Raw genomic sequence first — 23,221 nt, 5'->3', positions numbered from 1 at the left:
AGCCACACATAGACCCCCTTGGGGTGAAGCCCTCGCGAAGCGGGCCGGCGCGCACCGCAATATCGCTACGGTGACGTTCGCCCCGTCCCGGGGTTACCCGTTGAGCTGCCCATGTGCAAAGGAGCCGCAGTGTCCTCTGTTTCCCGTCTTCCGGTCCTGGTCGCGGCGCTTGCTATGGCGGTACTGACCGGCTGCTCCCACAGTGTCGGTACGTCGAGCGACGCGGCCAGGCCCACCGGCGCGGCGTCCAGCGCCGGATCCGCGGACCATGCCGTGGCGGTGCTGGCATACGGGCCCGGGCCGCAGGCGAAGTACACCGTCCAGGCCCAGCCCGCCGCCGGGACCTGCCACTTCGGGAGCGACCACGGGCAGCCGCTGCCGGATCCCCGGTGCACACCGGGGGCCCTGTCGCCGGCCGTGACGCAGGCGACGCTGGCAACGACGATCTGTCGGTCGGGCGGGTACACCGGCACGATCCGTCCGCCGGTGGGGGTGACGAACAAGGAGAAGGCCGCGAACGCCAAGTCGTACGGCTACACCGGTTCCCTGCACGACGCGGAGTACGACCATCTGATCAGCCTTCAGCTGGGCGGGGACCCCAACGACCCCAGGAACCTGTGGGTCGAGCCGCCGTCACCTGGCCACAAGGTGGGCGCTGGGCCGAATAACCCGAAGGACGCGGTGGAGACCCGGCTGCATACCGCGATCTGCAAGAAGCAGGTCACCCTGGCCGCCGCCCAGCAGGCCCTCGCCACCGACTGGGAGAGTGCCGAGCAGCGCCTGGGTCTCAAGCCCGACCCGGGCGACGCCTCCGGGCCCGCCGACTGACCTGGCCAACCGTTCCCGACCTGAATCACCATCAGCGGCACCTGCGACACCCGCGAGTACGTGATCAAGCGCGACGGCAGCAGTGTGGTCACCAACTCGGCCTGCACCGCCACCTCGGGCCACTGGACCAGCCCCTACGAGAATGCGACCACCACTAACGCATCGACCTTCGACATCGACCACCTGGTGCCGCTGTCGGAAGCATGGGACTCGGGCGCCTGGGCCTGGACCACCGCGCAGCGGCAGGCGTTCGCCAACGACACCACCCGCCCGCAGCTGCTGGCCGACTCCGCGAGCTCCAACCGGTCCAAGGGCGACGACGACCGGGCGGAGTGGTTGCGGCATTCCTCCTACCAGTGCACCTACGCCCGCGCATGGGTGCAGGTCAAGCACTACTACGCCCTGAGCGTGGACACTGCGGAGAAAGCCACGTTGACCGCAGTCCTGAAAAACTGCTGACCTTCGAACAGGCCCGGATTGTGATCCACCGGACCGGCTCGCGGCGTAACGTTCTTGTCCTGTGAGAAGGGTCCCATCCATCTACGGGATGGGTAGGCCCGCAGCGCGTCCTGTGGCAGTCGACCGCCTTCTCGGAGTGGTGTCGGGCAGGTCGGTGCGGCCGGGAACCGGTCGGGTTCGCCGCCGTGCTCCAGGGCCTGGTCGAACCGTCACCGCGACGGTGCCGGTGGGCGGCGATCCGCGCGGCATCGCGGCCACGGCGAGCACCGGTGTACCGGGATCCGTCGCCGCCCCGGGGCTGGGATGGGCCGGAGCGCTGTTTGTGCTCCGGCCATCCCGTGGGCCGACCCGTCGGATGCGTTGCTGCCGGGTGGGCTCGGGCCGTAGCATCCGCATGCTTGCTTTCGTGTACACGGTCACCCAACTGCCCTTCCCCCAGCCCGCTCCGCCGGCCACGGCCGCCGAGCGCGCTCACCGAGGAGGAACCATGCTGTCCGTGCTCCACCGCTCCGCTCTCGCCGTCACCGCAACCGTTCTCGCCGCAGGTCTGCTCAGTGCCGCGCCCGCCGCAGCCGACGGCGTGGTCGACCCGGCCCCCATCGGACCGAACCAGTACTTCACCGGGCTGGTCAACAACGTCAGCACCCAAGCCGTCATCAAGGTCGTCTGCCCCGGGCCGGTGATCCCCGGCGAGACCGGGCATCCCCTGTCCGGCCAGACCGTCGCAGCCCTGCCCGCTACGGTCAGCAGCAGCACCGCCGCCGGCTTCACCGGCAGCGCCGCCAACCGGATCCAGGTCGGCTTCGGGACCGCGGCCTCGGCCACCACCCCGGTCCTGCTGACCGACTGGGCCGTGAAGGCGGCGATCCCCACCTCCCTGCTGCTGCCCTGCTCCGGCAGCGGCACAGTCGTCTTCGTCCCGCTCCCCACCAGCCCCACCGCGCATTCAGCGACGGTCACCGTGCTCTACGCCAACGTCGCGCTCTGAAGCCCATCCCCGCGCCGCACCTACGCAGTGAACCGGTTCGGCGTCCCCGCGCCCCATTAGCAGGGGGACGCCGACTGACTGGGCAGGAGGGAGCGGTAGGGAGAGCGGTCAGCCAAGCCCCTGACTTGAGGACCATCCCCCCGCGCGCTGGGTGTAGCTCTACCAGCGTCAGCGGGATCACCGCGCTGGCTCGCTTCCTGGACCGCCTGCTCCACTACGGCCTGAGCGTGAAACTGCTGCTCACCATCACGGTCGGCTCGGTGTGTACGGCCGTTACGCGCGTCTCGGAGGTCGTGTCCATCGACGGGTCGATCTTCTCGTGTACCGGGCAGCCCCTGGTCCCTAGCGCCGTAGGTGAGACGATCGGTTACATCACCGAGGTCGCCGCCGAGGCGCCGCGGCCGCTGGGCGCGTTCGACGGCTGGCGTGAGCGCGTCGGCGCCGGCGAGCAGTCGGATGCTGGGGACCGGAAAGGTGTGTTGGTCCCCATCACCGAAGCCGTCGAGTGCCGCCACCAGCTGGCCGCCGAACCGTGCCGCGTTCCTGCCCGCGCTGGTTGGCGCCTCCAGCACGACGTCGACGGGGCGTCATAACTGCTGCTGTTGGCCCCGGACGCCCGTGGGATCGTGGATCGCCCGTGCCCGGTTGGTACCCGCAGTGATTGCGGCGGAGGGGCCACCATCGACGGAGGCTTGCTCGTACGTAGGTGCTGGGCGAAGAGATGTGTCTCGTGTAGGAACTTGATCTGTGCCGATTCGGACTGTCGGCGCGATTCGCAGGGGGAAATAATCTCAGACCGCTGCGCGGCATCCACTGCTGACCCTACCGTTGACATCGTCAGGGGCTGCTGGGCGTAGGGGAGTTGCAGGTGATCAGGGCGCGATCTCGTGCTCTGGTCAGCTTGCGCGGTGTCTGTCTAGCATGGACTTCCCTGTCCGAGCAGCCAGGGGGAGGGTGGTGGTTGATCGTGGCCAGCGTTGTGTCCAGGATGCCCTTACGGGCTGGGGGGTCTCAGAAACGCATCGCCCCTTGCCAGTGCAGATGATCAGCGAGGCCGCTGCGGCTGTGGGCCTGCAGGACGGTCGCGGGGCGTGGCGTGAGCTGGCCGGATCGCTTCGGATCCCAGGGGTCGAGAGCAAGGCCCCGGCAAAGTCGCGAGATGTCCGAGTTGTCCGACCGGGCCGCGAACTGGCCGGGGCATGTGAGCTGGGACTTTGGCCGGCAGGTCCCGCCGCAGGCGGCATGACATAACGGACGTATCGCGACTTCGCCGGGGCCTTGGGGTCGAGAGGATTGCGAGCGGGTGCAGGGAAGCTGTGGCTGCTGATGCCGCGTTATGCGGTATGAGTGTTCAGGATTTTGAGATTCAGCTGAGGCTCCATATTCCTTACATGCTCGGCGGTCCGTGCGACGGGGACCTTCGCGGTCTTTACGAGAAGCTACGACCGGTGCTCATCGCGCGGTGCAGCAGCATGTCCAATTATATGGAGGATGCCTGCGCGCGGGCGAATGCGTCACTTTTACTCGGGGAAGAAGTGATGCACAGGGGCGGGACTCTCGTCCGACCTGACGGTTCGTTTGTAGGCGTTGGGTTTCGCATGGTTTCGCCGCGAATCGGGGACTTTTACCAGTCCAAGCTTCACTACATGCTCAGTCCGCGTGCAGACACGATTGCGGAAATGGGTTGCTTCCTGCAGGGGGCATCCTATCCTATAACCTACATGGCTTTCTCGGCGTGCGATCGCCGCTATATAGTAGATGCCATGCGAGCCCAGGGGATAGCGGCGTCACGCCAGAATACCCTGGTGCTGACCCGTGCAATGGGCTTGAAAGGAACAGCTTTCAACCTCATGAGTTTTACCATGGGCCAGGCGGCGCATGCGCTCCGTCAGATGGGATGCAGGTACATTGTCACGGCTTTCAATCCCATGCTCGGATTCTCCGGATGCACGCTGCAGGCTACAAACTTCACCCCCCTGGCCGACGCGCCAATTGCCTACTTCTATGATAATTTCGGCAGGTACGTGACACGGCGCCACTCCGGTGCCGATCATCCCGTGAACCGGACGCAGCCGATCTATCGGAACCTCTTGGCAGTGCTCGGTGTCGACCGCAAAGCGCGAAAAGAGCTCAAGCAAGTGAAGACACTGGTACATATCGATGAGTCAAGCCCGGCACCCGGCGGTTCGGCCAGGGCCGCGCTCACCAGCGAGTTTGTGCGACAGCTTCCCGAGTACCGCCGGCGGCTCGAGGGAGCGTGGTCCGAGAAGACCGTTCACCCCAGCTATGCGCAGGCGCCCCTATCGTCCAAGGGGCAGTGCGGTGTCAGTTCGGTGTGGCTGGCGCAGTTGCTGCGCATGAAGGAGATCGAGGCCACCTACTGCTATGGAAGGTTGGTGTTCGAGGATCCGGCCGTCTCGACCGTCGATCACCACTGCTGGATCGAGGTCGGGTCGCCACAGGATGGTGATCGCCAGGTCATCGACCTGACGTGTGATCAGGCGGACGGTTTCGAGGAACCGATCATCTGCGCGCCCTACTCCACGCTCAAGGAGCAGGGGATCAGCTATGAGCCCCAGGCCCGGCTGACTGTCGATGAGCTTCCCGACGATCGCGTCTGGAGGAGGTTCACCTATTTGGACGATTCCATGCGGGGGAGCTGGGGGAACATGTCCCTGGACGAGTGCACAGACGCGTACGCGTAATTATGGCGGTTTGCTAACGCAATAAATATCGGGGGACTAATGGCGCAGCGTCCGCAGATCCTACTCTTGTCCTCAAATTTGCGACGACGCTACGCCGAGGATATTTTGACGGCGCTTGCCCTCCCGCCCGATGCGCTCCTGCAGTTTCGGTATGAAGACAAGTATGTCGAGCCGGCCCTGCGGGAAAAGGTGGCGGCTGGATCTGTCATCGGGCAAACGGTGCTTCTCGGCTTCATAGCCGACCGGGATTCGCCGACGGATTGCTTTATTCTTCCGGTGCGCCATGCCGTCGTAGCCTCGGCTGAATGCATTGCAGACGTGTTCGTTTTCAAGCTCAAAGTGCGCGAGCGCGTCGACCTTGATTCTTATCCCGTGACCCTGCCGGAGATCGTCGAGGAGAGCAAAAGGTATATTGATAAAATCAGAGAGGCCAACCATGGTTACTGGGTCATCAAAGTTGATGGGTCGTCAGCTTTCCGCGTGCCCTTCGGGTGGTTGCGCAGTGTGATCGCAGGCGTTGGCTCCGGCGGTTTCGGAAGCCGTAGGCCTTGCGGGCTTCGAGCTTGATCACGCGGTTGTTGCCTTCGGATGCGGCGTTCGTTATGCCGGTTTTGATGTAGTTCTCGATGCCGTGCCACCACTGGTCGACGGTTTCGGCGAGGGTGACCAGTTCGACCAGGTAGGGGCGGTCGGCACAGAAGGCCTGGAAGCGGTAGCGGGCGGCGGAGACCGCGGAGCGGTCGGGAAGGACGTGGGCGTGCTTGGCGGTGAGCCGCAGCAGGTCGCGCAGGAGCTCCTTGGCACGCCAGCCGTCGAGGATCTGCTTGCCGTAGGTACCCATATCGGTCAACTCGTCGGCAAGCGTGGCCAGTTCTGTGGTGGTGAGGTCTTCCTTGTTGCGGCGCAGGAGCTTGCGGACGCTCCAGACGGGGTCGCCCTTGCGGGCGCGGCGGCCGTGGTGCCTCCAGGTGAGGCGGCGGCGCAGGTCGGCCAGGTGGCGCTGGGCGAGCTGGACGACGTGGAAGCAGTCCACGACGATTCGGGCGTGGGGCAGGGCGGTGCGCACGGCGGCGCGGAAGGTGGCGCACAGGTCGATGGCCACGTACCTGACCCGCTGTTTCCAGGTCTCGGGCTGGAGGGTGAGCCAGGCGGCGACGGAGGCGGCGTTGCGGCCCTCGACCTGCCCGAGCAGGCCCTGGCCGCCGACCGCGTCGACGAAGCCGATATGCCAGGCGTCGGCGACCAGTTCCCATGTGCCCGTTTCGGGGTTCTCCCGCCAGACCGGCTTGCCCCTGCGGGTCTCGTCGATGCCGACGGCCTCGGTCACGGGCGGCTGATCAGGCAGGACGAGCTCGGCGTACTGTTCGAAGGCAGCTTGGGCAGTGGGCCAGGAGATGCCCAGGTCACGGCCGGCCTGTACGACCGTGCGGCCGTCGTCGGCCACCACGCGTCCGGCCTCGCGCCGCAGCGCGCGGGTCAGCCGGGCCCCCGCTGGCACCTCGCGGACCTGCTCGGTGAACGAGCCGCGCGGGCACAGCGGTTCCGCGCAGAACCAACGGGACTTGTGCCAGTGCAGATCCACACGTCGTCCACCGTAAGGAAGTTGGCGGGGGCGGGTGAGACGTGGGCCCTTCCTCGTCGTGGAGAGCACTCCGCACTCCGGGCATGCCCGCGCACCCTCGTCCACCGTCGCCACGTGCACGACGAGAGCCGGCCCGACCTCCTCCACCTTGATCACCCCCAGCCCCTCCAGGCCCAGCAGCAGTGTCGCGTCCGTATCGGCACAGGTATCGTTGATGTTCGAGCCCGCAGGTGTTCGTGATCGGTTTCTCTAGACAAGAACCATGATCACCAATCCCTGCGGGCTCCTTGCATCCGGGGCACACCACACCCGGCATCGTCACCCAACGTGACAGTCAATTGGCTCAAGCCGCTGACGGCCCATCAAGTTTGAAGACCCTGGTTACTTCCCGGCTGTCCTTAAATTCCCCGATCTGAGGATTGGCGACGAGGGAGACAGTGCGCAGCGCTGGCGGGGGGTGGTGCGCAGGCTGGCGCTGCACCCTACTTTCCAGGCCGCTTATTTTATGCGGATCGATCAGCCGATAGGTCCGAATCGGAAGCGAAAGTTTCAATTCGACGTCGATGGTCGTCTGTCTCTGAATGACCGTAAGTTGGCGAGGGTCCCGGTTAGTTTCTACTCGGGTCAGTATGCTGAGGCGGCACAGGTGGTGCTGTCCTGCACGACCGATGGGAGGTTCCTTCGGGTGTCCTCGGATGATCGGCATGAGGTCGCCCTGCGCTATGACGGGTCTTCAAACTTGATGGGCCGTCAGCGGCTTGAGCCAATTGACTGTCACGTTGGGTGACGATGCCGGGTGTGGTGTGCCCCGGATGCAAGGAGCCCGCAGGGATTGGTGATCATGGTTCTTGTCTAGAGAAACCGATCACGAACACCTGCGGGCTCGAACATCAACGATACCTGTGCCGATACGGACGCGACACTGCTGCTGGGCCTGGAGGGGCTGGGGGTGATCAAGGTGGAGGAGGTCGGGCCGGCTCTCGTCGTGCACGTGGCGACGGTGGACGAGGGTGCGCGGGCATGCCCGGAGTGCGGAGTGCTCTCCACGACGAGGAAGGGCCCACGTCTCACCCGCCCCCGCCAACTTCCTTACGGCGCTGTGTGCGATTGAGGTCAGGGCGTGTCGGCCTGGCGGGTTGTCTGATGGGTGATCACCTCTCGGCAGCGCGGTCGGAGACCAGGCCGGCTACGGCTGTGTAGGTCTCGTCGAAGTCTTCGCGGCGGCCGAGGAAGCGTTGCAGGGTGCGCCATTGCTTGTGCTCGGCGTTGGCGTGCTCCACGCAGATGCGCTCCGACGACTGCTGGTGGCGTTCCGCGTTCCAGGCCGCGAGTTCCTGGGGTGTCGCGTCCTTCTTCGGTTTGAGCGGCGGAGCCTGGACCTGGTCGGGAAACTCCTTCGCCAGGCCCCGGTATCCGGCGTCGACCTTGGCTTTGACCTGTGGGAACTGCCTGAACAGGTCGGCGATTCCCTCGGTGCGCACCGCCGTCTGGTCGTGCATCCGCCCGGGGCGGAACGCCCCGGCCCACAGAGTCCGGCCCTGGCCGTCGGTGACGACGGTGGCCTTCTTGGTGTTCATCTTCTTTTTGCCCGAGACGAACGCACGTCGGCCGGGCTTGTTGGCGCGCGGGCGGCGGACCTGGACCTCGGTCCCGTCGAATCGCAGCTCGACGCCCTCGGCCGCCGCGTAGGCGAAGACGTCGGCCAGGGTGCGAAGCCGCAGCTCGGGATGGTCCTTGACGGCGAATCCGCGTGCGGCCAGCAGCGGTCTGATCTCACGGATCGCGCGGGTGACCGTGGAGCGGTCCACTCGGTACAGCTCGGCCAGGGCCGCGTGCGGGAGCTGGAAGCGCAGCGCCACCAGGGTCACGATGATCCGGTCCACGAACACCAGATCGTGGTCGGGGCCGGCCCCGGCCGCACGCAACCGCTCGTGGCCTCGGCGTTCACGCAGCCGGGATTCCTCGGCAGCAGTCCAGACGCCGGCGAGTTCGGCGACGAGTTTTGCCGAGTCGCCGCGGCTGGAGGCCGGTGAAGATACGCTTGGACAAGGCCGTGCGGCCCGGGTGATGCGTCACAACACCACTCCACCGCACGGCCTGCTTCATGTCCGGGCAATACCACGATCGTTATTCGTACACCGCGCCGTTACGGTGGACGACGTGTGGATCTGCACTGGCACAAGTCCCGTTGGTTCTGCGCGGAACCGCTGTGCCCGCGCGGCTCGTTCACCGAGCAGGTCCGCGAGGTGCCAGCGGGGGCCCGGCTGACCCGCGCGCTGCGGCGCGAGGCCGGACGCGTGGTGGCCGACGACGGCCGCACGGTCGTACAGGCCGGCCGTGACCTGGGCATCTCCTGGCCCACTGCCCAAGCTGCCTTCGAACAGTACGCCGAGCTCGTCCTGCCTGATCAGCCGCCCGTGACCGAGGCCGTCGGCATCGACGAGACCCGCAGGGGCAAGCCGGTCTGGCGGGAGAACCCCGAAACGGGCACATGGGAACTGGTCGCCGACGCCTGGCATATCGGCTTCGTCGACGCGGTCGGCGGCCAGGGCCTGCTCGGGCAGGTCGAGGGCCGCAACGCCGCCTCCGTCGCCGCCTGGCTCACCCTCCAGCCCGAGACCTGGAAACAGCGGGTCAGGTACGTGGCCATCGACCTGTGCGCCACCTTCCGCGCCGCCGTGCGCACCGCCCTGCCCCACGCCCGAATCGTCGTGGACTGCTTCCACGTCGTCCAGCTCGCCCAGCGCCACCTGGCCGACCTGCGCCGCCGCCTCACCTGGAGGCACCACGGCCGCCGCGCCCGCAAGGGCGACCCCGTCTGGAGCGTCCGCAAGCTCCTGCGCCGCAACAAGGAAGACCTCACCACCACAGAACTGGCCACGCTTGCCGACGAGTTGACCGATATGGGTACCTACGGCAAGCAGATCCTCGACGGCTGGCGTGCCAAGGAGCTCCTGCGCGACCTGCTGCGGCTCACCGCCAAGCACGCCCACGTCCTTCCCGACCGCTCCGCGGTCTCCGCCGCCCGCTACCGCTTCCAGGCCTTCTGTGCCGACCGCCCCTACCTGGTCGAACTGGTCACCCTCGCCGAAACCGTCGACCAGTGGTGGCACGGCATCGAGAACTACATCAAAACCGGCATAACGAACGCCGCATCCGAAGGCAACAACCGCGTGATCAAGCTCGAAGCCCGCAAGGCCTACGGCTTCCGAAACCGCCGGAGCCAACGCCTGCGATCACACTGCGCAACCACCCGAAGGGCACGCGGAAAGCTGACGACCCATCAACTTTGATGACCCGCTATGACTCGGTGGAGTTCTGGCTACAGCCGAATGCGGCCTCGTATGACTCGCTGACGCACGCGACGATCCGTCTTGGAGGGTCTGATCCGGCGGCAATGGCCCTTCCTTACTGATCTGACGGTGGTTCAGGGTCGGGAGGTGGTGGTGGCGTCGCGGTTCGGTTTGGTCGATGCCGCAGGTCGGTGTGGTCCTGGCGAGTCGGTCCGGCGGGGTGGCCGCCGGCCGGGGTCTGTCGGACGTTCCTGGACGGGACGCGGCGGCGCAGTGGTCTTCGCCGGAGCGGGGAGGCGGTGCACGATGAGTTCTCGGTCGACGACGCGGGTGCGCGGCGTGTCGGGTTTGCGGGTCGGCCAGCCGCGCCCGGGGCGTTGCAGCACGCGTGGAGTCGAACGCGGTGGCCGGCCGCGGATCAGCATCCTGGGAAGGTCGGCGACCAGATGCCGCTGGGCGCGGTCAAGCGTGCAGGGGGGAAATCGCCGTGGCGACGGAGTCGCACACGGCGTCGAACAGCTCAGGGGACTTCACCCGGCGGACCTCGACGTCCGCGCGGGCCGCGACGTGCGCTGTGACCAGGCGGACGGCCTGGTAGCAGCAGAGCAGGCCCCACAGCTCCTGGCGGACCATCGGCGCGGTCTTCGAGCGCAGCACCGCGCCCGATTCGCGGACCTCCACCTTCAAGATCTTGAAGAGGAGCTCCACCTGCCATCTCGCGGCATACAGCCGGGCGAGGTCCACAGCGGGGTACCCGGCCGGGTCGAGCAGTGTGGTGATCAGGGCGAAGACCTCGCTGATCCCGGTGTCGGCGTCCTTCACGGAGAACTCCACGACCCGCACCGTGACGCGGTCTTTCTTCTTGCGCCCGCGCATTTCCGACAGATACGTGCCGTCGTCCAGGCGCTCGATCGGCGGCAGCTTGAACGACGCCGACACCCGCCACGCCAGATCCGCGCCGGTCGCCGCGGCGTCGCGCCACAGCTCGAACGAGGGAAAGCCCCGGTCGGCCAGCACGAGCATCCCGGGGGCGAACCGGCCCAGCAGCCGGATCACCAGTTCCCGCTCGCCGACAGCGATGCTGTCGAACGCGGCGCCCAGCAGTGCCATCGTGCCGCACTCGGCGAACGCGAGCAGCCGCACCTGCGGCAGGACCCCGCCCGCGGGCACGGCGAACGCGGCGAGATTCTCGGCCGTGGGCTTGGCATCGAACACGGTGCCGTCCAGCGACGCCACCCGCAGCCCGGCGAAGAACACCCCCGGCTCGCTCGCACGCCCGACCGGCCCGGCGCACCCGGCGAACAAGTCGGCGAGTACCGGCTCGCCCAACCGCACCCGCGCCTTGGCGATCGATCCGTCATAGGGCAGCGGATGACGATCGGCGTCGTCAGCCCCCCAGCGCAGACCCGCGGTCACCTTCCGCAGCACCCGGACATAGCCCTTCGAGGACCACAGCCACATCCCGATCACAAAGTAGACCATCAGCCGGGCAGGCAGCGCCCGGTCCCGCAGCTCTTTGACGCCCGCGCGGCTGATCGCCGAGTCGACGACCTCGCGCGGGAACACCTGCGCCAGCAACCCGATCGAGCCCTTGTCAGGCTCCTGCTCCCCACCCGCGTCCTCACTCACAGAGCGAGATCGTATCGGTAGACCTCAGGCCACAGCGGCCCGCTGATCAGGCATCAGATCCCAAAGGAAGGGCCATTGGATCCGGCGGGGCCGCCTGCCGTTTTGGCTCAGCTCCCCATCATCGTGAAGCATTCCCGGCTTCGTCTCGCAGTGCGTGTCGCGGTGAGCGGTATCGGCGCGTTCCTCGTGGCGACGCCCGCCATTCTCGGTAGTGGCTCCTCTCTTGCACTGAGGATTTCGCTGGCCGTTATTGGATCAACGCTCCTCAGCGTCGCGACTGCCGTTCTGTCCCGATTCACCAGTTGATTTGGGCTTTGCCGGCCAATGCAGTGCTGTGCGTCTTATGTCGTGAAGTTCTCCTGCACCTGCACTTGCAGCGGGGGCTGGAGGTCTGGTGTCTGCCGCCGGCACGGACGAACTGACCTGCCAACTGGAGGGTTGTCCTGCCCTTGGGACCACGCTGTGTGAAGGTGCGCGGCGCCTCCCTGCTCGGCATCCGTCTGGTGTTCAGTCGCATCCGCTGTGTGTATGCCGTGCGCCGAAGACGTAGGGCCCGAGTTCTCCGGCGTCTTGTCGGCAGACAGCTGAACCCGGGCAAAAGAGAGAACGGGGAGGTCGGCGAGTGCTCATCGAGAATCGACAGGCCTTCTCTGTGTTTTTCTTTGCCAAGAGTCACTTGATCTGCCATTGTGCTTTTGGTAGGTAGTGGACTCGTGAGAGGCATGGTCATGGCACAGAAGGTATCCGTTACGCTTGAGGACGATATTGACGGCTCCGAAGCTGTCGAGACTATCGTCTTTGCTCTGAATGGGCAGAGCTACGAAATCGATTTGAGCGAGAAGAACGCCGGCAAGTTCCGCAATGCCCTCCAGCCTTTCGTGGAGGCGGGCCGCAAGCAGAGCGCCAAGCGGGGTACGGTGCTCAAGCGCACTGCCCCTGTCACCGGAGACCGCCCTGATCCCTCTCTTGTGCGGGCCTGGGCTTTGGCGCAGGGGCTTGAGGTCAGCGCGCGGGGCCGGGTGCCCTCAGAAATTGTGGAGAAGTACCAGGCATCACACTGAACGGCAAGCGGATCACTGAAGATCAGCCATCTTGAAGTTGCTGGTCAGGATGGTTGCGTGATGGTCCGTGCGGGAACTCGTGCTGGTGGTGAGCGGGAGTCTGGCACGTAGATCGTCCGGCAGGGCCGGTTCACCGCTTCCTGTCCGCTGCGACCAGCACCGCTTCTACGCTCCGGGCATGTCGGACACCGAGATTGCAGAGCGGATAGCCGCGCGCCGCGCGGAGCTGGACGTATTGGAGGAACAACTGGTCAAGCAGTTGGAGGAGTTGCGGGCCGAGCGGGGCGACCTCGCCGCGGCCGAGCGGGTCTGGGCCCGGATGCGTGAGCAGTTCGCTACCGAGCGCGCCGTTGCCGCGCCGGTATCGGTGCAGGTCGCCGGGGCTGCGGTGCTGCAGGTTCCATACCGCACGGCGGGGGTTGCCGAGTCGGCGCTGCCGCCGGAGTACCAGCGGATCATGGCCGCCATGCGCAAAGCCGCAGGTCCGGTGATGATGCGGCAGGTCGCAGAGACACTCGGCCTGGACACCGCGGTACGCGGGAAGCTGGAGCCGCTGCGGGGGAAGCTGACCAAGCTCGCCGAACGCGGCTGGCTGCGCAAGCTGCCCGACGGCCGGTACAGCACGGGCCTGTGACCAGCATCATCACCGCGAGGCCGTAACTGAGGTGCCCCCGGGGCTCGTTGGATTTGTGTGAAGAAAAACAAAGAGCGTTCCGAGGGCACCGACTCCCTTGTCTACCAGTGTCGCCTGCCGCTGTCCAAGAGCACCATCGAGCACCTCGCTGACCTGCTGATACGCCACCTCAAAGCCATAGGCTCGCGTTGGCGCTCGCTCCCGCCGCGCCGGATCGCACTGATCGTGCTCGCCGTCCTGCGCCACGACCAGCGCCTGGCCGACATGGCCGGCGGCAACGGCATCGCCGAATCCACCGTGCGCCGCTGGCGCGACGAGATGGTCCTCCTGCTGGCCGGGCAGGCCCCGCGCCTGGACCGCACCCTGAAGAAGATCGTGAAGCGCGGCGGGGAACTCGTCCTGATCGACGGCACCCTCGTGCCCACCAGGCGCCGCACCGGCAAGGACAACAAGGCCAACTACTCGGGCAAGCACCACCGCCACGGCCTGCACTTCCTCGCCCTGACCGACGAGAAGGGACGGCTGGTCTGGATCTCCGCCGCCCGGCCCGGCCGCACCCACGACGCCACCGCCACCCGCCACGACAAGATCGTCGAGCACCTGAAGGCCGCCGGGCTCGGCGCACTGGGCGACCTGGGCTTCATCGGCGTCGACAAACCGAAAGACCCCGACGACCAAGTGATCGTCACCGGCTACAAAGCCACCCGCTACCGCAAGCTCACCCCAGGCCAGAAGACCGCCAACCGGGTCCTGGCGGCCGGACGCGCCCCCGTCGAACACGGCTTCGCCCACCTGAAGAACTGGCGCGTGCTCACCAAACTCCGAACCGACCTCGCCAAGGCCACCGGCCTCCTACGCGCCCTGCTCGTCCTGACCAACCTCGAAGTGAACCGCTGACAAACGATCTACACGACAGACAACCGCCCACCACCAGCCCGAGCACCCCAAGGAGACATCACGCCAGCACTCTGACCAGCAACTTCAAGTTGGCGACAGCTCAATGAACCGGACCGAAGAATCGGCGCCTTCCCGCTGGGCGGCCAGCAGGCCGGCCCGAACTGCCTTGATCGCCTCGGAGAGCTCGGTGGCCTCGTCACTCATGGGATTCCCCCTCGATGTCATCACTGCCGATTCCCGGCGTGGACGGCCCTTCGTGCGTGGACGGTGATGCGGGGCGGTCATCGATGACGATCAGCGTGCGTGCGGGTGCCGTCCCGTGAGGCTGGGACGTGGGCAGCACGGGCCTGCTGAAGTTCGGGCTGACCGTGTCGACGGCGTCAGCGATGCGCTGGTAGAAACGCTTCGACAAGGCCCAGTCCCCCAGGTCACCGCCGGGAGCGGGATGGGAAGCGGCGTGCAGGGCGGTAAGGACCGCGATGAGGCTGCGGCCGGACAAGGTGACACGCACCCCACCGTCCTCCCCGGCACTGACTTCGCCAGGAACCCGGAAATGGACGTCATGCGCCGCCTGTTCGACCAGGAATGCCCAGGTGTCGCGATGGCAGACCAGGTCGGCAGCACTGATACCGGCCACCTTCTCCAGCCGTGCCTGGTGCGAGGCCGCAGATGGCAGGACCTCGGGCTCCGGGCTCGCGGTGCCGGAAGAAGGGAGTAAGGGCCCCCCTGAGGTTGGAGCAGCGCGCTGGGCTGGCACGGCCGCTGCTTCTTCGGACCCGGACACACCACCCTGGGGCACCCGCGACCCGCTGCTCTTGAGCGCCAGCCGCAGGGCCTCCATCTGACGATGGGAATCGGCGACGTCCCGACTGGCATCGTTCAAATCGCTATGCAGAGCGCGCAGCTCGGCGTGCAGCGCGCGCAGTTCCTCGCGTAACTCACCCAGCCCGGCACGGAGTTCCTGCCGCAGGACGGTGTCGGTCTCCCGAAGTTTTTCGAGCCCTCCCTGGACTGCTCCGACCATTTCGTCCCGCATGCTGGACGTGTCCCGCGAGACCTGTTCCAGACGCGCCTCGGCTGCAGAGCTGAGCCAACTCACCACGACTACCCCGATGAACCCTTGCTTACCGTGACGTGGACTCCTCAACACTGTCCCCTGCCTTCCTTGCGGCACAAGGCCGCCTCTGACGAACGACTGAGCCCCACAAGCGGCTGGGATTGCCGATTCCCCGGCAGACGGCCCGCACGGGGGTCACCGCGGATCAGGGTGCGGGGCGCTTCGGTATGGGGCATCCCATGCGAGAACAGGGCCGGGATCCAGGGTGTTCCGCGCGCCGCCTGGCAAGGCAGCCGCGCAGACAGGCCGCAGGCCAGGAGCCAGAGACAGAGCGCTGACCCATGGGCGTAGAGCCGGAACAGACCTCGTTCCCGGTCGCGTTGTTCAGCCGTCGGTCGTTGATCGCGACCACGCACGCGCTCCTCTCATGTCGTCAGACGCCCACCGTGATCGCGCCTGGACAACGCAGCACCCGAACGCCGCAGAGTGACCATTAAAGAACCAGGAGTGTCCGATGCTGCGGCCTTGCCAGACTGGTCCCGCGTGTACCAGCTGACACCGGCACTCTTGCCATATCCACCGGTGCGGTGCGGTACGCCGCGGTCGAGTCTCAGTCGGGTGTGCCGGGGGTGGTGGGGGTGAGGTCCAGGACGTCGTCTGCCGGGACCCCGGACAGCCGGCCTGGGCCTCCAGGCCCAGGCCGGCGGGTGTTCGCCGGTGGTGTGACCGGTTGGCGCGCCGGTGCGGTTACAGCAGGCCGCCCAGCGGTTGGACGCGTTCGGCCAACTGTCCGGACAGTCGGCCCTCGCTGACGGCGGTGTCGGTGAGCCAGTCGGCGGCGACCAGCACGTCGAGGTGTTCGGGGACCTGGTCGAGGGTCAGGGAGCAGAACGCGGCGGCCCGGGCGAGGTCGATTCCTGCGTCCCTGGGGTGTCCGAGGTGTCCGCTCGGGCGGGTGTGGGCGGCGGTGTAGAGGGCGAGGAGTCTGGTGGGCGCGGTGGCCTTCTTCTTGCGCAGCTTCCGGTCGCCGATCACCTTCTGGGCCCAGCCGGAGATCCTGGAGCGTGTGGTCTTGCCGAAGTCGAGCAGCCGGGGCTGGTCGGGCAGCAGGGAGGGGACGGTGAACGCGGTCGGATCCTCCGAGCTCGAGGCCATTGCCTCAGCCGCGGTACCGGCCAGCCGTAGCCAACCGGCGTCGACCAGGTGCTCCAGGACCTGTTCGGCGTCGTCGCCGAGCCAGCCGGTCAGGTCCTGGCCGGTGATGTTCCCGGTGCCGGCGCGGGCCGCGCGCAGCGCGAGCATGAGGACCGCCAGGCGCACCTCGGCCCTCGGGTCGGGGGCGTGGGCGGCGGCGTAGTCCAGGACCTCGCGGGCGTGGGCGCCCTGGCCCGCGGTCAGCAGGTGCTCCACCACCGGCCCGTCCTTAAGGACGGCACCGGCCGCGTCGGCGGTACCGGTCACAGGGGCGGGTTGGCCGGTGCGCTGGTGGTGCGTGGCGTGGGCTGCCGATTCCGCGCGACGTGCTTCCCGGCGCAGGCTGTCGTCACCGGCCATGTCGGCCCAGGAGTCGAACGCGCGGGCCTTGCGCTCATGGAGGTCTGCGAGGACCGCGAGGTCGGGACGGCCGGCCTGGTAGGCGCGGAACGCGTCCCCGAGGTCGATCAGCTCGTCGCGCAGGACCGTGGGCTGCAGGTCGGCCGGAACGGTCCACTGCCCGATCTTCCCCCACTGCCGGTGCCCCACCCTGCGGGACGCAGTGCGCGGCTGCGGGACGGGGGCCGGTGCGGCGGTGGCCTGGCTGGCGCTGGTGGCGTGGTCGGAGAAGGCCGCTGCCCGGGCCGATCCACCCGCGTGCTCTGACATCTCCACCGGCACCGGCGCCGGCTCGGTGCTGGCGGGGTTGGGGCGCGGCGGGGGCGGTGCGGTGTCCAGGACTTGGCAGTCGGCGGTGGCGGCCGCGCAGCGCGCGCACGTTTCCGCGATCCGCCACAGCCGGCCCGCCCGGTCCGCGTGCACGGTCAGCACGACCGCGCCCCCGCACTTGCCGGCCGATGTTGCCGCTGCAGGCCTTCCCGCGCGGGCGGTGGGGTCCGGGGTGTGCCAGGAGCAGCCGGCGGCGCGGCACGCGCACCACGCCTCGCCGTTGGGGCCGCCGCTTGCGCGGATCCGGGACAGGTGCTCCTTGACGTGGCTTACCGCGGCCTGGCGCCCGGCGCCCGCGCCCTGGGGGAAGCGCTGCTCGGGGCAGGTGGGGCGGGAGCAGGTGAGCCTCATCGGACGCATGAGCATCGGCCAGGCCTACGAAGTGACCGGCACCGTCTTCACCGCCCGCACGCTCCTGGCGTTCGCCCTCGGCGCCCTGGCCGGCGCACTGCTACGCCGGACCGTCCCAGCCATGGCCGCCACCGCAGCGGTATGGCTCGCCCTGTCCTGGGCCTTCATGACCCAGATCCGCCAGCACCTGGCCAGCCTCCAAACCCTGCCCGTTGACTCGCCACAGCTCACCTCCCAAGGCTGGGTCGTCGACACCTGGGTCCGAGCACCCGACGGCCGCACCTTCGGCAACAAGAGCCAGGAATTCATCACCCTCTTCCAGCAGGCCCACGGCCACGGCGTGACTACCGGCGACGACTTCACCGCATGGCTCGGCACACACCACTACACCCAGTGGGCCACCTACCAGCCGGCTTCCCGCTTCTGGCAACTGCAGATCCTCGAAACCAGCAGCTACCTCATCCTGGCCGTCATCATCGCGATCAGTGCAGCCGCCTGGATCCGGCGCCACGCCACCTGAGCATCCAAGAGCCTTCCCGGGCAGCCACGCGAGACGGCCGCTCAGCGGTGCGGGCTGTTGTTCTCGTGCCGGATCGCGGCTCAGGACCTGATCAGGGGTCTTTCAGGGACATCCCCCCGTCACCGGGTCACCGCAGTGGTGTGGTCAGGCCCCTCTCGTAGGCGGTGATCACGAGTTGGACTCGGTCGCGGGCGTTGAGCTTGGAGAGCAGCCGGGCCACGTGGGATTTGGCGGTGGCTACCGAGATGACGAGTTCGTCGGCGATCTCGGTGTTTGAGCGGCCCCGGCCGATCAGGGTGAGGACCTGCCGTTCGCGCTCGGTGATGCCCTCGATCGTTTGGGGGGAGCGCTCTGTGGGGGGTTCGGGGCGGTCGAGGAAGGTGGCGATCAGTCGGCGGGTGACGCCTGGGGCGATCAGGGCGTCTCCGGCGGCGACCACGCGGATCGCTGTGAGGATGTCGTCCACCGCCATGTCCTTGACGACGAATCCGCTCGCGCCGGCGCGCAGTGCGCCGTAGACGTGGTCGTCCTCGTCGAAGGTGGTCAGGACCAGGACACGGGTGGTGCCGGGGGAGGCGGTGATCAGGCGGGTGGCCTCGATGCCGTCCATGCCGGGCATCCGGATGTCCATCACCACCACGTCGGGGCTCACCTCCCGGGCCAGTCGGACGGCCTCAGCCCCTGATGCGGCCTCGCCGACGACGTCAAGGTCGGGATGGTCGGCCATGATCACGCGCAGGCCGGACCGGACGAGCGGCTGGTCGTCAACGAGGACGACGCGGATGCTCATCGGACGTCCGCCCGGGCCCGGGCGGGCTCGGGCAGCGGCAGCCGGGCCGCTACCCGGAAGCCGCCCTTGGGGTGCGGCCCGGCGCTGAACCGGCCGTGCAGCAGGCTGACGCGCTCCCGCATGCCGGTGATGCCGAAACCGGGTCCCGCCGCGCCCGGTATCCCGGGCCCGTCGTCGAGGACCTCCACGGACAGCTCCTCCACCCCGTAGTCGATGGTCACCCGGCAGTGCCCGGTGCCCGCGTGGCGGACCACGTTGGTCACCGCCTCCTGGACGATACGGTAGGCCGACAGGTCGATGTCGGCCGGTAGCTGACGCCGCTGGCCGACCCAGCGCACCTCGACCCTGACGCCGGCGTCCGCAGTCGCCGTCGCCAGCCGCTCGATGTCCGCGAGGCCCGGCGCGGGGGTGAGCGGTGCCAGCGCCGAGCCGGCGTGCGGATCAGCCTGACGAAGTGCCACCAGCGTGCGCCGAAGGCCTGACAGGGTCTCCCGGCTGGTGGCCTCGATAGCCCGCAGCGCCTCGCGGGCCTCGACCGGTTGCGTCTCTATGACGCGGCTGCCCATCCCAGCCTGGATGGCGATGATGCCGATGCTGTGCGCGACCATGTCGTGCAGCTCACGGGCGATCAGCAGGCGTTCGGCCGTTACCGCCTCAGCCACCTCCCGCGAACGCAGCGCCACCGCGTGCTCGCGGCGCTCACGGCTCAGCAGACCGACCGTGCAGGATGCCGCCATCGCCAAGAGGGCGATCACGACGTTGACGGTCAAGCTGTCCCCGTGCGCGAAGGCGCCGACAACCGGAAGTTGCACGGCGAAAGATCCGGCCACCGCGATGATCGAGGCCCGCCGTGTGCAGGTGGCGACTATGAAGCCCAGGACGAGGTCCACCGCCAGATACGACAGAAACGGAGTCTGGTACGACACCGACAGCCGCGTATGGACGGAGCTCGGGGTGCCCACCACCACGGCAGTGGACCCGAAGAGCGCCAAGGCCAGAGCCAGCAGCGGCACCCGTCGCAGCACACCGACGAGCAGGCTCAAAGCCAGCAGCGACCCGACAGCGCTGACCGTGCCCCAAGCACCCCCCACCAGCAGACCCACCATGAACAGGTAGAGGACACCCCCCACCCAGGCTGTGCCCGTCGTTCTCGTCATCAGCGGTGTGCAATTCCGAGTAGGAGGAGGCGATGCACAACGCGCGCAGGCAACGAGCTGGTCCATGTGGCATCCATGCTGACACCCTAGCCAGCCACTGCCCGCGCGGCATCAGCCCCGGGACGTACGCCCGCGGGCTAACCCGACCGCTCGATTGCCGCCCACGGCTCAATATCCCTAGCAGGTCCTCCCCGGCAGAATTGCCCTCGTGATCGAAGTCAACGAACTCACCAAGACCTACGGCGGCAAGACCGCCGTCGACCACCTCTCCTTCACCGTCCGGCCCGGGCAGGTCACAGGGTTCCTTGGACCCAACGGCGCGGGCAAGACCACCACACTGCGGATGATCCTCGGCCTGGACACACCCACCAGCGGTACCGCCACCGTCAGCGGGATCCAGTTCCGCAGTCACCAGCGCGGGCTGCGCCACGTCGGCGCACTGCTCGACGCCGGGCACGTGCACGGTGGACGGACCGCCGCCGCCCATCTGTCGGCGCTGGCACGCAGCAACGGCATCCCGCTGACCAGGGTAAACAAGGTGCTCCACGAGGTCGGGCTCGCCCAGGCGGCACGGCGCCGGATCGGCGGCTTCTCGCTCGGCATGAAACAACGGCTCGGGATCGCGACGGCGCTCCTAGGCGATCCGCCGGTGTTGATGTTCGACGAGCCGATCAACGGCATGGACCCCGAAGGCGTGCTCTGGGTGCGCCACCTGTTCCGCAGCCTCGCCGCCGAGGGCCGCACTGTCTTCCTCTCCAGCCACCTGATGTCGGAAATGGAGCAGACCGCCGACCAGCTCGTGGTCATCGGCCAGGGCCGTCTGATCGCCGCCGAGTCGGTGCGCGGCTTCGCGGCTCGCAGCACCCGGCTCAGCGTCGTGGCGGTCACCCCGCAGGCCGCCGAGCTGACCGCGGTCCTGCTCGCGGCCGGCGGCTCGGTCCAGCCAGAGGGATCGGCAGAAGCCGAGCGGCTCGCGGTGACCGGCCTGTCGGCCGACCGGATCGGGGCGCTCGCCTTCGAACACCGAATCATGCTGCACGAACTGACCACCCGCAGCAACTCCTTGGAGGAGGCCTTCATGGAACTGACCGCCGACAGCATCGAATACCTCGCAGGACGGCCCCGATGACCACGCTCCACACCATTCCCCCCCTCACCTCGCACGGGCCCCCCGCCGAACCGCCGGGCCGCTTCGGCGACCTGCTCGCCGCCGAGTGGATCAAACTGCGGTCGCTGCGCTCCACGCCGTGGACGCTGGCCCTCATCACCCTTTTCGTCATCGGCTCCTCCGCGGCGGCGGCGCTGGCGGAGTACAACAATCTGGGGAACGCCAGTCCGGGAGCCGACCAGGGATTCCTGGTGTTCGACGCGTACCCGCCCGCCGGCTACCTGACCCTGATGCTCGTCGCCGGCAGTATCGGCGCGCTCGCTGTCGTCAGCGAGTACAGCAGCGGGCTGATCCGCACCACCACGATCGCCGTGCCCGCCCGCGGTTCGGTGGTGCTGGCCAAGGCGGCCGTCGTTGCCGCGGTCTGGACGGTGGTGGGCACGGTCATCTCGATCAGCTCGTTCACGGTCTCCCAGGTGATCCTGAACGGGCGTCACGCCGCAGTCTCGTCCAGCCACCCCGGGGTGCTGCGGGCCGTGGTGGTGTCGGCGCTGCTGGCCCCGGTCTGCGCACTGATCGGCGTGGGCCTGGGTGTCCTGGTCCGACACGGCGCGGCCACCATGATCATCACCGCCTTCACCCTGGTCATGCTGCAACCGATGTTCTCGGACTCCCAGCGCTGGTCGGCCGACGTCAACCACACGATGGTCGTCACCGCCTGGAAGCGCCTGCTCGAATACTGGCAGCCGGGGCACGACAGCCTGGGATACACGGCCACGGTCCCCGGATCCTGGATCGTGCTCGCGCTCTGGCCACTGGTTGCCATCCTCCTCGCGCTGGTCGTCGTACGCCGACGCGATGTGTGAACGCCACCTCAGGGGCACGCGCTGTTCGCTCGCCCCCGAGGGCCGTCCGTACTCAGCGCGAAGCGCGGGCTCCTCGCCCATAGGAGGCGCGGTGCGCGGTGTAGCTCTGCTGCATGTCGGTGACGAACGCGTCAGCCTCCGTCGCCCGCCTGCGGTACTCATCGCTCTGCTGGCGGTACCTCTCCACCAGGCTGCGGGAGGAATGCATCAGCACCAGCTCCCCGGCCGCGGCGCAGAGCACGCCCAGGACCACGAAGGTGACAACGGTGACCACGGCAGCCTCCCAGTACAAGGGGAGGACCATCGTGGACCTCACCGGTCGGCGGCGGGAGGGACTTGGCCCAGTTCCCGGTAGATCAGCGGCGCGCGACGGGTCGTGCACGCCCCCATGGAGGGCGCCCGCTGCTGCGCCACGGGAAGCGGCTGGTGAAGATGCGCCGGTGGCGGGCTGCTCGTAGCGTGGAGGGGCGGGGCCTGCGCGGACGTATCGGGGCTCACGGTGCAGCGGCTAGGTCCGCTTGGTCGCCCGGCACGCGCAGGCACCGCCCGACATGCCCGACCGCCCGGCGCCGCCGACGATGGTCCTATGGCCCGTGACACCGCGATTCGCCTCCCCTGGTGCAGCCGATGCTGGCCAGCGCCGGGAATCCGCCGGACCGGCCGGAGCAGTGGGCGTATGAGATCAAGTACGACGGCAGCCGGATCGTGTCCTACCTGGACGGGTCCGGGCTGCGGCTGCTGACCCGCAACGGGAACGACGTCACCGCCCGGTACCCGGAGCTGGACGAGCTGAAGGAGCTGCTGGGCGGGCGGGCGGGCGGCGATCCTGGACGGTGAGGTCATCGCGACCGACGCGGCCGGGCGGCCCCCGTTCTCGCGGCTGCAGCAGCGGATGATGCTGACCCGCCCCGCCGTGATCCGCACCGGCGTGGCCAGGGTGCCGGTGACGCTGATGCTGTTCGACTGCCTCTGGTTGGACACCCGCTCCACCACGGGGCTGACCTACCGGGGGCGCAGGGAGCTGCTGGAGTCCCTGCCGCTGGGCGGGGCCCGGGTCGTGGTCCCGCCGGCCTGGCCGGGCACAGCCGCGGACCAGGCCCTGGAGTGGACCCGCGCCCAGGGACTGGAGGGCTGTATCGCCAAGCGCCTGTCCTCCACCTACACCAGCGGCAGGTCCGCGGACTGGCGGAAACTGAAGCACGTCCGCTCCCTTGATGTGGTGGTCTGTGGATGGGTGCCGACCGGCAGCACCGTCAAGGCCCTATTGCTGGGTGTGCCGGACGGCGGCGGGCTGCGGTACGTCGGCGCCGTCGGCACCGGCTTCTCCGACGCTGAGCGCCGGGCCTTGGCCCAAAGCCGCGAAGTTTGCTGAT

The 23,221-nt window shown here is 68.0% G+C and carries 23 protein-coding genes and 1 pseudogene; 14 read left to right on the top strand and 10 right to left on the bottom strand.

The window, feature by feature from the left end; all coding sequences use genetic code 11:
* Positions 1 to 129: 129 nt before the first annotated feature.
* The 5 genes and pseudogenes from ACXKR8_RS00515 to ACXKR8_RS00495 all read left to right on the top strand — a co-directional run bounded on the left by ACXKR8_RS00515 (position 130) and on the right by ACXKR8_RS00495 (position 4,980).
* Positions 130 to 828 (top strand): hypothetical protein, encoded by a 699-nt coding sequence (locus ACXKR8_RS00515; RefSeq protein ID WP_458270935.1) that lies wholly within the window; start codon positions 130 to 132, stop codon positions 826 to 828.
* A gap of 24 nt (positions 829 to 852) precedes the next feature.
* Positions 853 to 1,287 (top strand): annotated as a pseudogene (locus ACXKR8_RS00510) (GmrSD restriction endonuclease domain-containing protein); the annotation flags it as partial.
* A 487-nt stretch (positions 1,288 to 1,774) separates the two neighbouring features.
* Positions 1,775 to 2,275, top strand: a complete 501-nt coding sequence (locus ACXKR8_RS00505) for a hypothetical protein (RefSeq protein ID WP_458270934.1) — start codon at positions 1,775 to 1,777, stop codon at positions 2,273 to 2,275.
* A 227-nt stretch (positions 2,276 to 2,502) separates the two neighbouring features.
* Positions 2,503 to 2,868, top strand: coding sequence for a hypothetical protein (locus ACXKR8_RS00500; RefSeq protein WP_458270933.1), 366 nt, complete (start codon positions 2,503 to 2,505; stop codon positions 2,866 to 2,868).
* A gap of 1,212 nt (positions 2,869 to 4,080) precedes the next feature.
* Positions 4,081 to 4,980 (top strand): transglutaminase-like domain-containing protein, encoded by a 900-nt coding sequence (locus tag ACXKR8_RS00495; RefSeq protein WP_462100204.1) that lies wholly within the window; start codon positions 4,081 to 4,083, stop codon positions 4,978 to 4,980.
* Between the two features lie 72 nt (positions 4,981 to 5,052).
* Here ACXKR8_RS00495 and ACXKR8_RS00490 read toward each other — a convergent pair whose 3' ends face one another.
* The 3 genes from ACXKR8_RS00490 to ACXKR8_RS00480 form a co-directional block, all read right to left on the bottom strand.
* Positions 5,053 to 5,418 carry a hypothetical protein gene (locus ACXKR8_RS00490; protein WP_458270931.1) on the bottom strand — a complete coding sequence of 122 codons (366 nt, stop codon included), beginning with the start codon at positions 5,416 to 5,418 and terminating at the stop codon, positions 5,053 to 5,055.
* A gap of 13 nt (positions 5,419 to 5,431) precedes the next feature.
* Positions 5,432 to 6,667, bottom strand: a complete 1,236-nt coding sequence (locus ACXKR8_RS00485; RefSeq protein WP_458274984.1) for an ISL3 family transposase — start codon at positions 6,665 to 6,667, stop codon at positions 5,432 to 5,434.
* 1,046 nt (positions 6,668 to 7,713) lie between these two features.
* Complete coding sequence (locus tag ACXKR8_RS00480; RefSeq protein WP_462100203.1) at positions 7,714 to 8,487, bottom strand: transposase; 774 nt, start codon at positions 8,485 to 8,487, stop codon at positions 7,714 to 7,716.
* 198 nt (positions 8,488 to 8,685) lie between these two features.
* Between ACXKR8_RS00480 and ACXKR8_RS00475 the strand changes: the two genes are divergently transcribed.
* On the top strand, positions 8,686 to 9,855 hold the full coding sequence (locus ACXKR8_RS00475) for an ISL3 family transposase (protein WP_458275270.1): 1,170 nt from the start codon (positions 8,686 to 8,688) through the stop codon (positions 9,853 to 9,855).
* 462 nt (positions 9,856 to 10,317) lie between these two features.
* Here the strand turns inward: ACXKR8_RS00475 and ACXKR8_RS00470 are convergent, their stop codons facing one another.
* A complete protein-coding gene (locus ACXKR8_RS00470) occupies positions 10,318 to 11,484 on the bottom strand; it encodes an IS4 family transposase (RefSeq protein ID WP_458270930.1) in 1,167 nt (388 codons plus the stop codon).
* 728 nt (positions 11,485 to 12,212) lie between these two features.
* Between ACXKR8_RS00470 and ACXKR8_RS00465 the strand changes: the two genes are divergently transcribed.
* From ACXKR8_RS00465 to ACXKR8_RS00455, 3 genes are all read left to right on the top strand, one after another.
* Entirely contained in the window at positions 12,213 to 12,545 is a 333-nt protein-coding gene (locus tag ACXKR8_RS00465) for a histone-like nucleoid-structuring protein Lsr2 (RefSeq protein WP_458270929.1), read from the top strand.
* 178 nt (positions 12,546 to 12,723) lie between these two features.
* On the top strand, positions 12,724 to 13,179 hold the full coding sequence (locus ACXKR8_RS00460) for a hypothetical protein (protein ID WP_458270928.1): 456 nt from the start codon (positions 12,724 to 12,726) through the stop codon (positions 13,177 to 13,179).
* A gap of 57 nt (positions 13,180 to 13,236) precedes the next feature.
* Positions 13,237 to 14,076 carry a transposase family protein gene (locus tag ACXKR8_RS00455; RefSeq protein WP_458270927.1) on the top strand — a complete coding sequence of 280 codons (840 nt, stop codon included), beginning with the start codon at positions 13,237 to 13,239 and terminating at the stop codon, positions 14,074 to 14,076.
* A gap of 84 nt (positions 14,077 to 14,160) precedes the next feature.
* Here ACXKR8_RS00455 and ACXKR8_RS00450 read toward each other — a convergent pair whose 3' ends face one another.
* From ACXKR8_RS00450 to ACXKR8_RS00440, 3 genes are all read right to left on the bottom strand, one after another.
* Entirely contained in the window at positions 14,161 to 14,280 is a 120-nt protein-coding gene (locus ACXKR8_RS00450; protein ID WP_458270926.1) for a trypco2 family protein, read from the bottom strand.
* Positions 14,273 to 15,112 carry a hypothetical protein gene (locus ACXKR8_RS00445; protein ID WP_458270925.1) on the bottom strand — a complete coding sequence of 280 codons (840 nt, stop codon included), beginning with the start codon at positions 15,110 to 15,112 and terminating at the stop codon, positions 14,273 to 14,275. The genes ACXKR8_RS00450 and ACXKR8_RS00445 overlap by 8 nt, the downstream gene beginning before the upstream one ends.
* Before the next feature lie 768 nt (positions 15,113 to 15,880).
* Entirely contained in the window at positions 15,881 to 17,407 is a 1,527-nt protein-coding gene (locus ACXKR8_RS00440) for a hypothetical protein (protein ID WP_458270924.1), read from the bottom strand.
* 7 nt (positions 17,408 to 17,414) lie between these two features.
* Here ACXKR8_RS00440 and ACXKR8_RS00435 point away from each other — a divergent pair, with 7 nt between their 5' ends.
* Positions 17,415 to 17,927 carry a hypothetical protein gene (locus ACXKR8_RS00435; protein WP_458270923.1) on the top strand — a complete coding sequence of 171 codons (513 nt, stop codon included), beginning with the start codon at positions 17,415 to 17,417 and terminating at the stop codon, positions 17,925 to 17,927.
* 127 nt (positions 17,928 to 18,054) lie between these two features.
* Here the strand turns inward: ACXKR8_RS00435 and ACXKR8_RS00430 are convergent, their stop codons facing one another.
* Positions 18,055 to 18,717 (bottom strand): response regulator, encoded by a 663-nt coding sequence (locus ACXKR8_RS00430; RefSeq protein ID WP_458270922.1) that lies wholly within the window; start codon positions 18,715 to 18,717, stop codon positions 18,055 to 18,057.
* Positions 18,714 to 19,874 carry a sensor histidine kinase gene (locus tag ACXKR8_RS00425; protein WP_462100202.1) on the bottom strand — a complete coding sequence of 387 codons (1,161 nt, stop codon included), beginning with the start codon at positions 19,872 to 19,874 and terminating at the stop codon, positions 18,714 to 18,716. Before ACXKR8_RS00425 ends, ACXKR8_RS00430 begins: the two co-directional genes overlap by 4 nt.
* Positions 19,875 to 20,082: 208 nt before the next feature.
* On the opposite strand from ACXKR8_RS00425, the gene ACXKR8_RS00420 reads away from it, so the two are divergent.
* Together ACXKR8_RS00420 and ACXKR8_RS00415 are read left to right on the top strand one after the other, a co-directional pair.
* Positions 20,083 to 21,003 carry an ABC transporter ATP-binding protein gene (locus ACXKR8_RS00420; protein WP_458270920.1) on the top strand — a complete coding sequence of 307 codons (921 nt, stop codon included), beginning with the start codon at positions 20,083 to 20,085 and terminating at the stop codon, positions 21,001 to 21,003.
* Positions 21,000 to 21,848, top strand: a complete 849-nt coding sequence (locus ACXKR8_RS00415) for an ABC transporter permease (RefSeq protein WP_458270919.1) — start codon at positions 21,000 to 21,002, stop codon at positions 21,846 to 21,848. Before ACXKR8_RS00420 ends, ACXKR8_RS00415 begins: the two co-directional genes overlap by 4 nt.
* A gap of 52 nt (positions 21,849 to 21,900) precedes the next feature.
* Here the strand turns inward: ACXKR8_RS00415 and ACXKR8_RS00410 are convergent, their stop codons facing one another.
* A complete protein-coding gene (locus ACXKR8_RS00410; protein ID WP_458270918.1) occupies positions 21,901 to 22,122 on the bottom strand; it encodes a hypothetical protein in 222 nt (73 codons plus the stop codon).
* A 353-nt stretch (positions 22,123 to 22,475) separates the two neighbouring features.
* On the opposite strand from ACXKR8_RS00410, the gene ACXKR8_RS00405 reads away from it, so the two are divergent.
* On the top strand, positions 22,476 to 22,685 hold the full coding sequence (locus ACXKR8_RS00405) for an ATP-dependent DNA ligase (RefSeq protein ID WP_458275269.1): 210 nt from the start codon (positions 22,476 to 22,478) through the stop codon (positions 22,683 to 22,685).
* The gene (locus ACXKR8_RS00400) at positions 22,672 to 23,220 is read left to right on the top strand and encodes an ATP-dependent DNA ligase (protein ID WP_458275268.1); all 549 of its coding nucleotides are present in this window, start codon (positions 22,672 to 22,674) and stop codon (positions 23,218 to 23,220) included. Before ACXKR8_RS00405 ends, ACXKR8_RS00400 begins: the two co-directional genes overlap by 14 nt.
* Position 23,221 lies beyond the last annotated feature (1 nt).

Source organism: Streptacidiphilus sp. PAMC 29251 (assembly GCF_054208735.2).
This window is presented reverse-complemented; position numbering and strand designations above follow the sequence as displayed.

Bases quoted from the DNA above. Each gene is read 5' to 3' on its own strand.
- ACXKR8_RS00435 (WP_458270923.1), top strand. From the start codon at position 17,415: ATGAGCATCGGCCAGGCCTACGAAGTGACCGGCACCGTCTTCACCGCC.
- ACXKR8_RS00445 (WP_458270925.1), bottom strand. From the start codon at position 15,112: ATGCGGGACGAAATGGTCGGAGCAGTCCAGGGAGGGCTCGAAAAACTT.
- ACXKR8_RS00430 (WP_458270922.1), bottom strand. From the start codon at position 18,717: ATGAGCATCCGCGTCGTCCTCGTTGACGACCAGCCGCTCGTCCGGTCC.
- ACXKR8_RS00450 (WP_458270926.1), bottom strand. From the start codon at position 14,280: ATGAGTGACGAGGCCACCGAGCTCTCCGAGGCGATCAAGGCAGTTCGG.
- ACXKR8_RS00440 (WP_458270924.1), bottom strand. From the start codon at position 17,407: ATGAGGCTCACCTGCTCCCGCCCCACCTGCCCCGAGCAGCGCTTCCCC.
- ACXKR8_RS00415 (WP_458270919.1), top strand. From the start codon at position 21,000: ATGACCACGCTCCACACCATTCCCCCCCTCACCTCGCACGGGCCCCCC.
- ACXKR8_RS00460 (WP_458270928.1), top strand. From the start codon at position 12,724: ATGTCGGACACCGAGATTGCAGAGCGGATAGCCGCGCGCCGCGCGGAG.
- ACXKR8_RS00490 (WP_458270931.1), bottom strand. From the start codon at position 5,418: ATGGTTGGCCTCTCTGATTTTATCAATATACCTTTTGCTCTCCTCGAC.
- ACXKR8_RS00505 (WP_458270934.1), top strand. From the start codon at position 1,775: ATGCTGTCCGTGCTCCACCGCTCCGCTCTCGCCGTCACCGCAACCGTT.
- ACXKR8_RS00425 (WP_462100202.1), bottom strand. From the start codon at position 19,874: ATGACGAGAACGACGGGCACAGCCTGGGTGGGGGGTGTCCTCTACCTG.
- ACXKR8_RS00465 (WP_458270929.1), top strand. From the start codon at position 12,213: ATGGCACAGAAGGTATCCGTTACGCTTGAGGACGATATTGACGGCTCC.
- ACXKR8_RS00405 (WP_458275269.1), top strand. From the start codon at position 22,476: ATGCTGGCCAGCGCCGGGAATCCGCCGGACCGGCCGGAGCAGTGGGCG.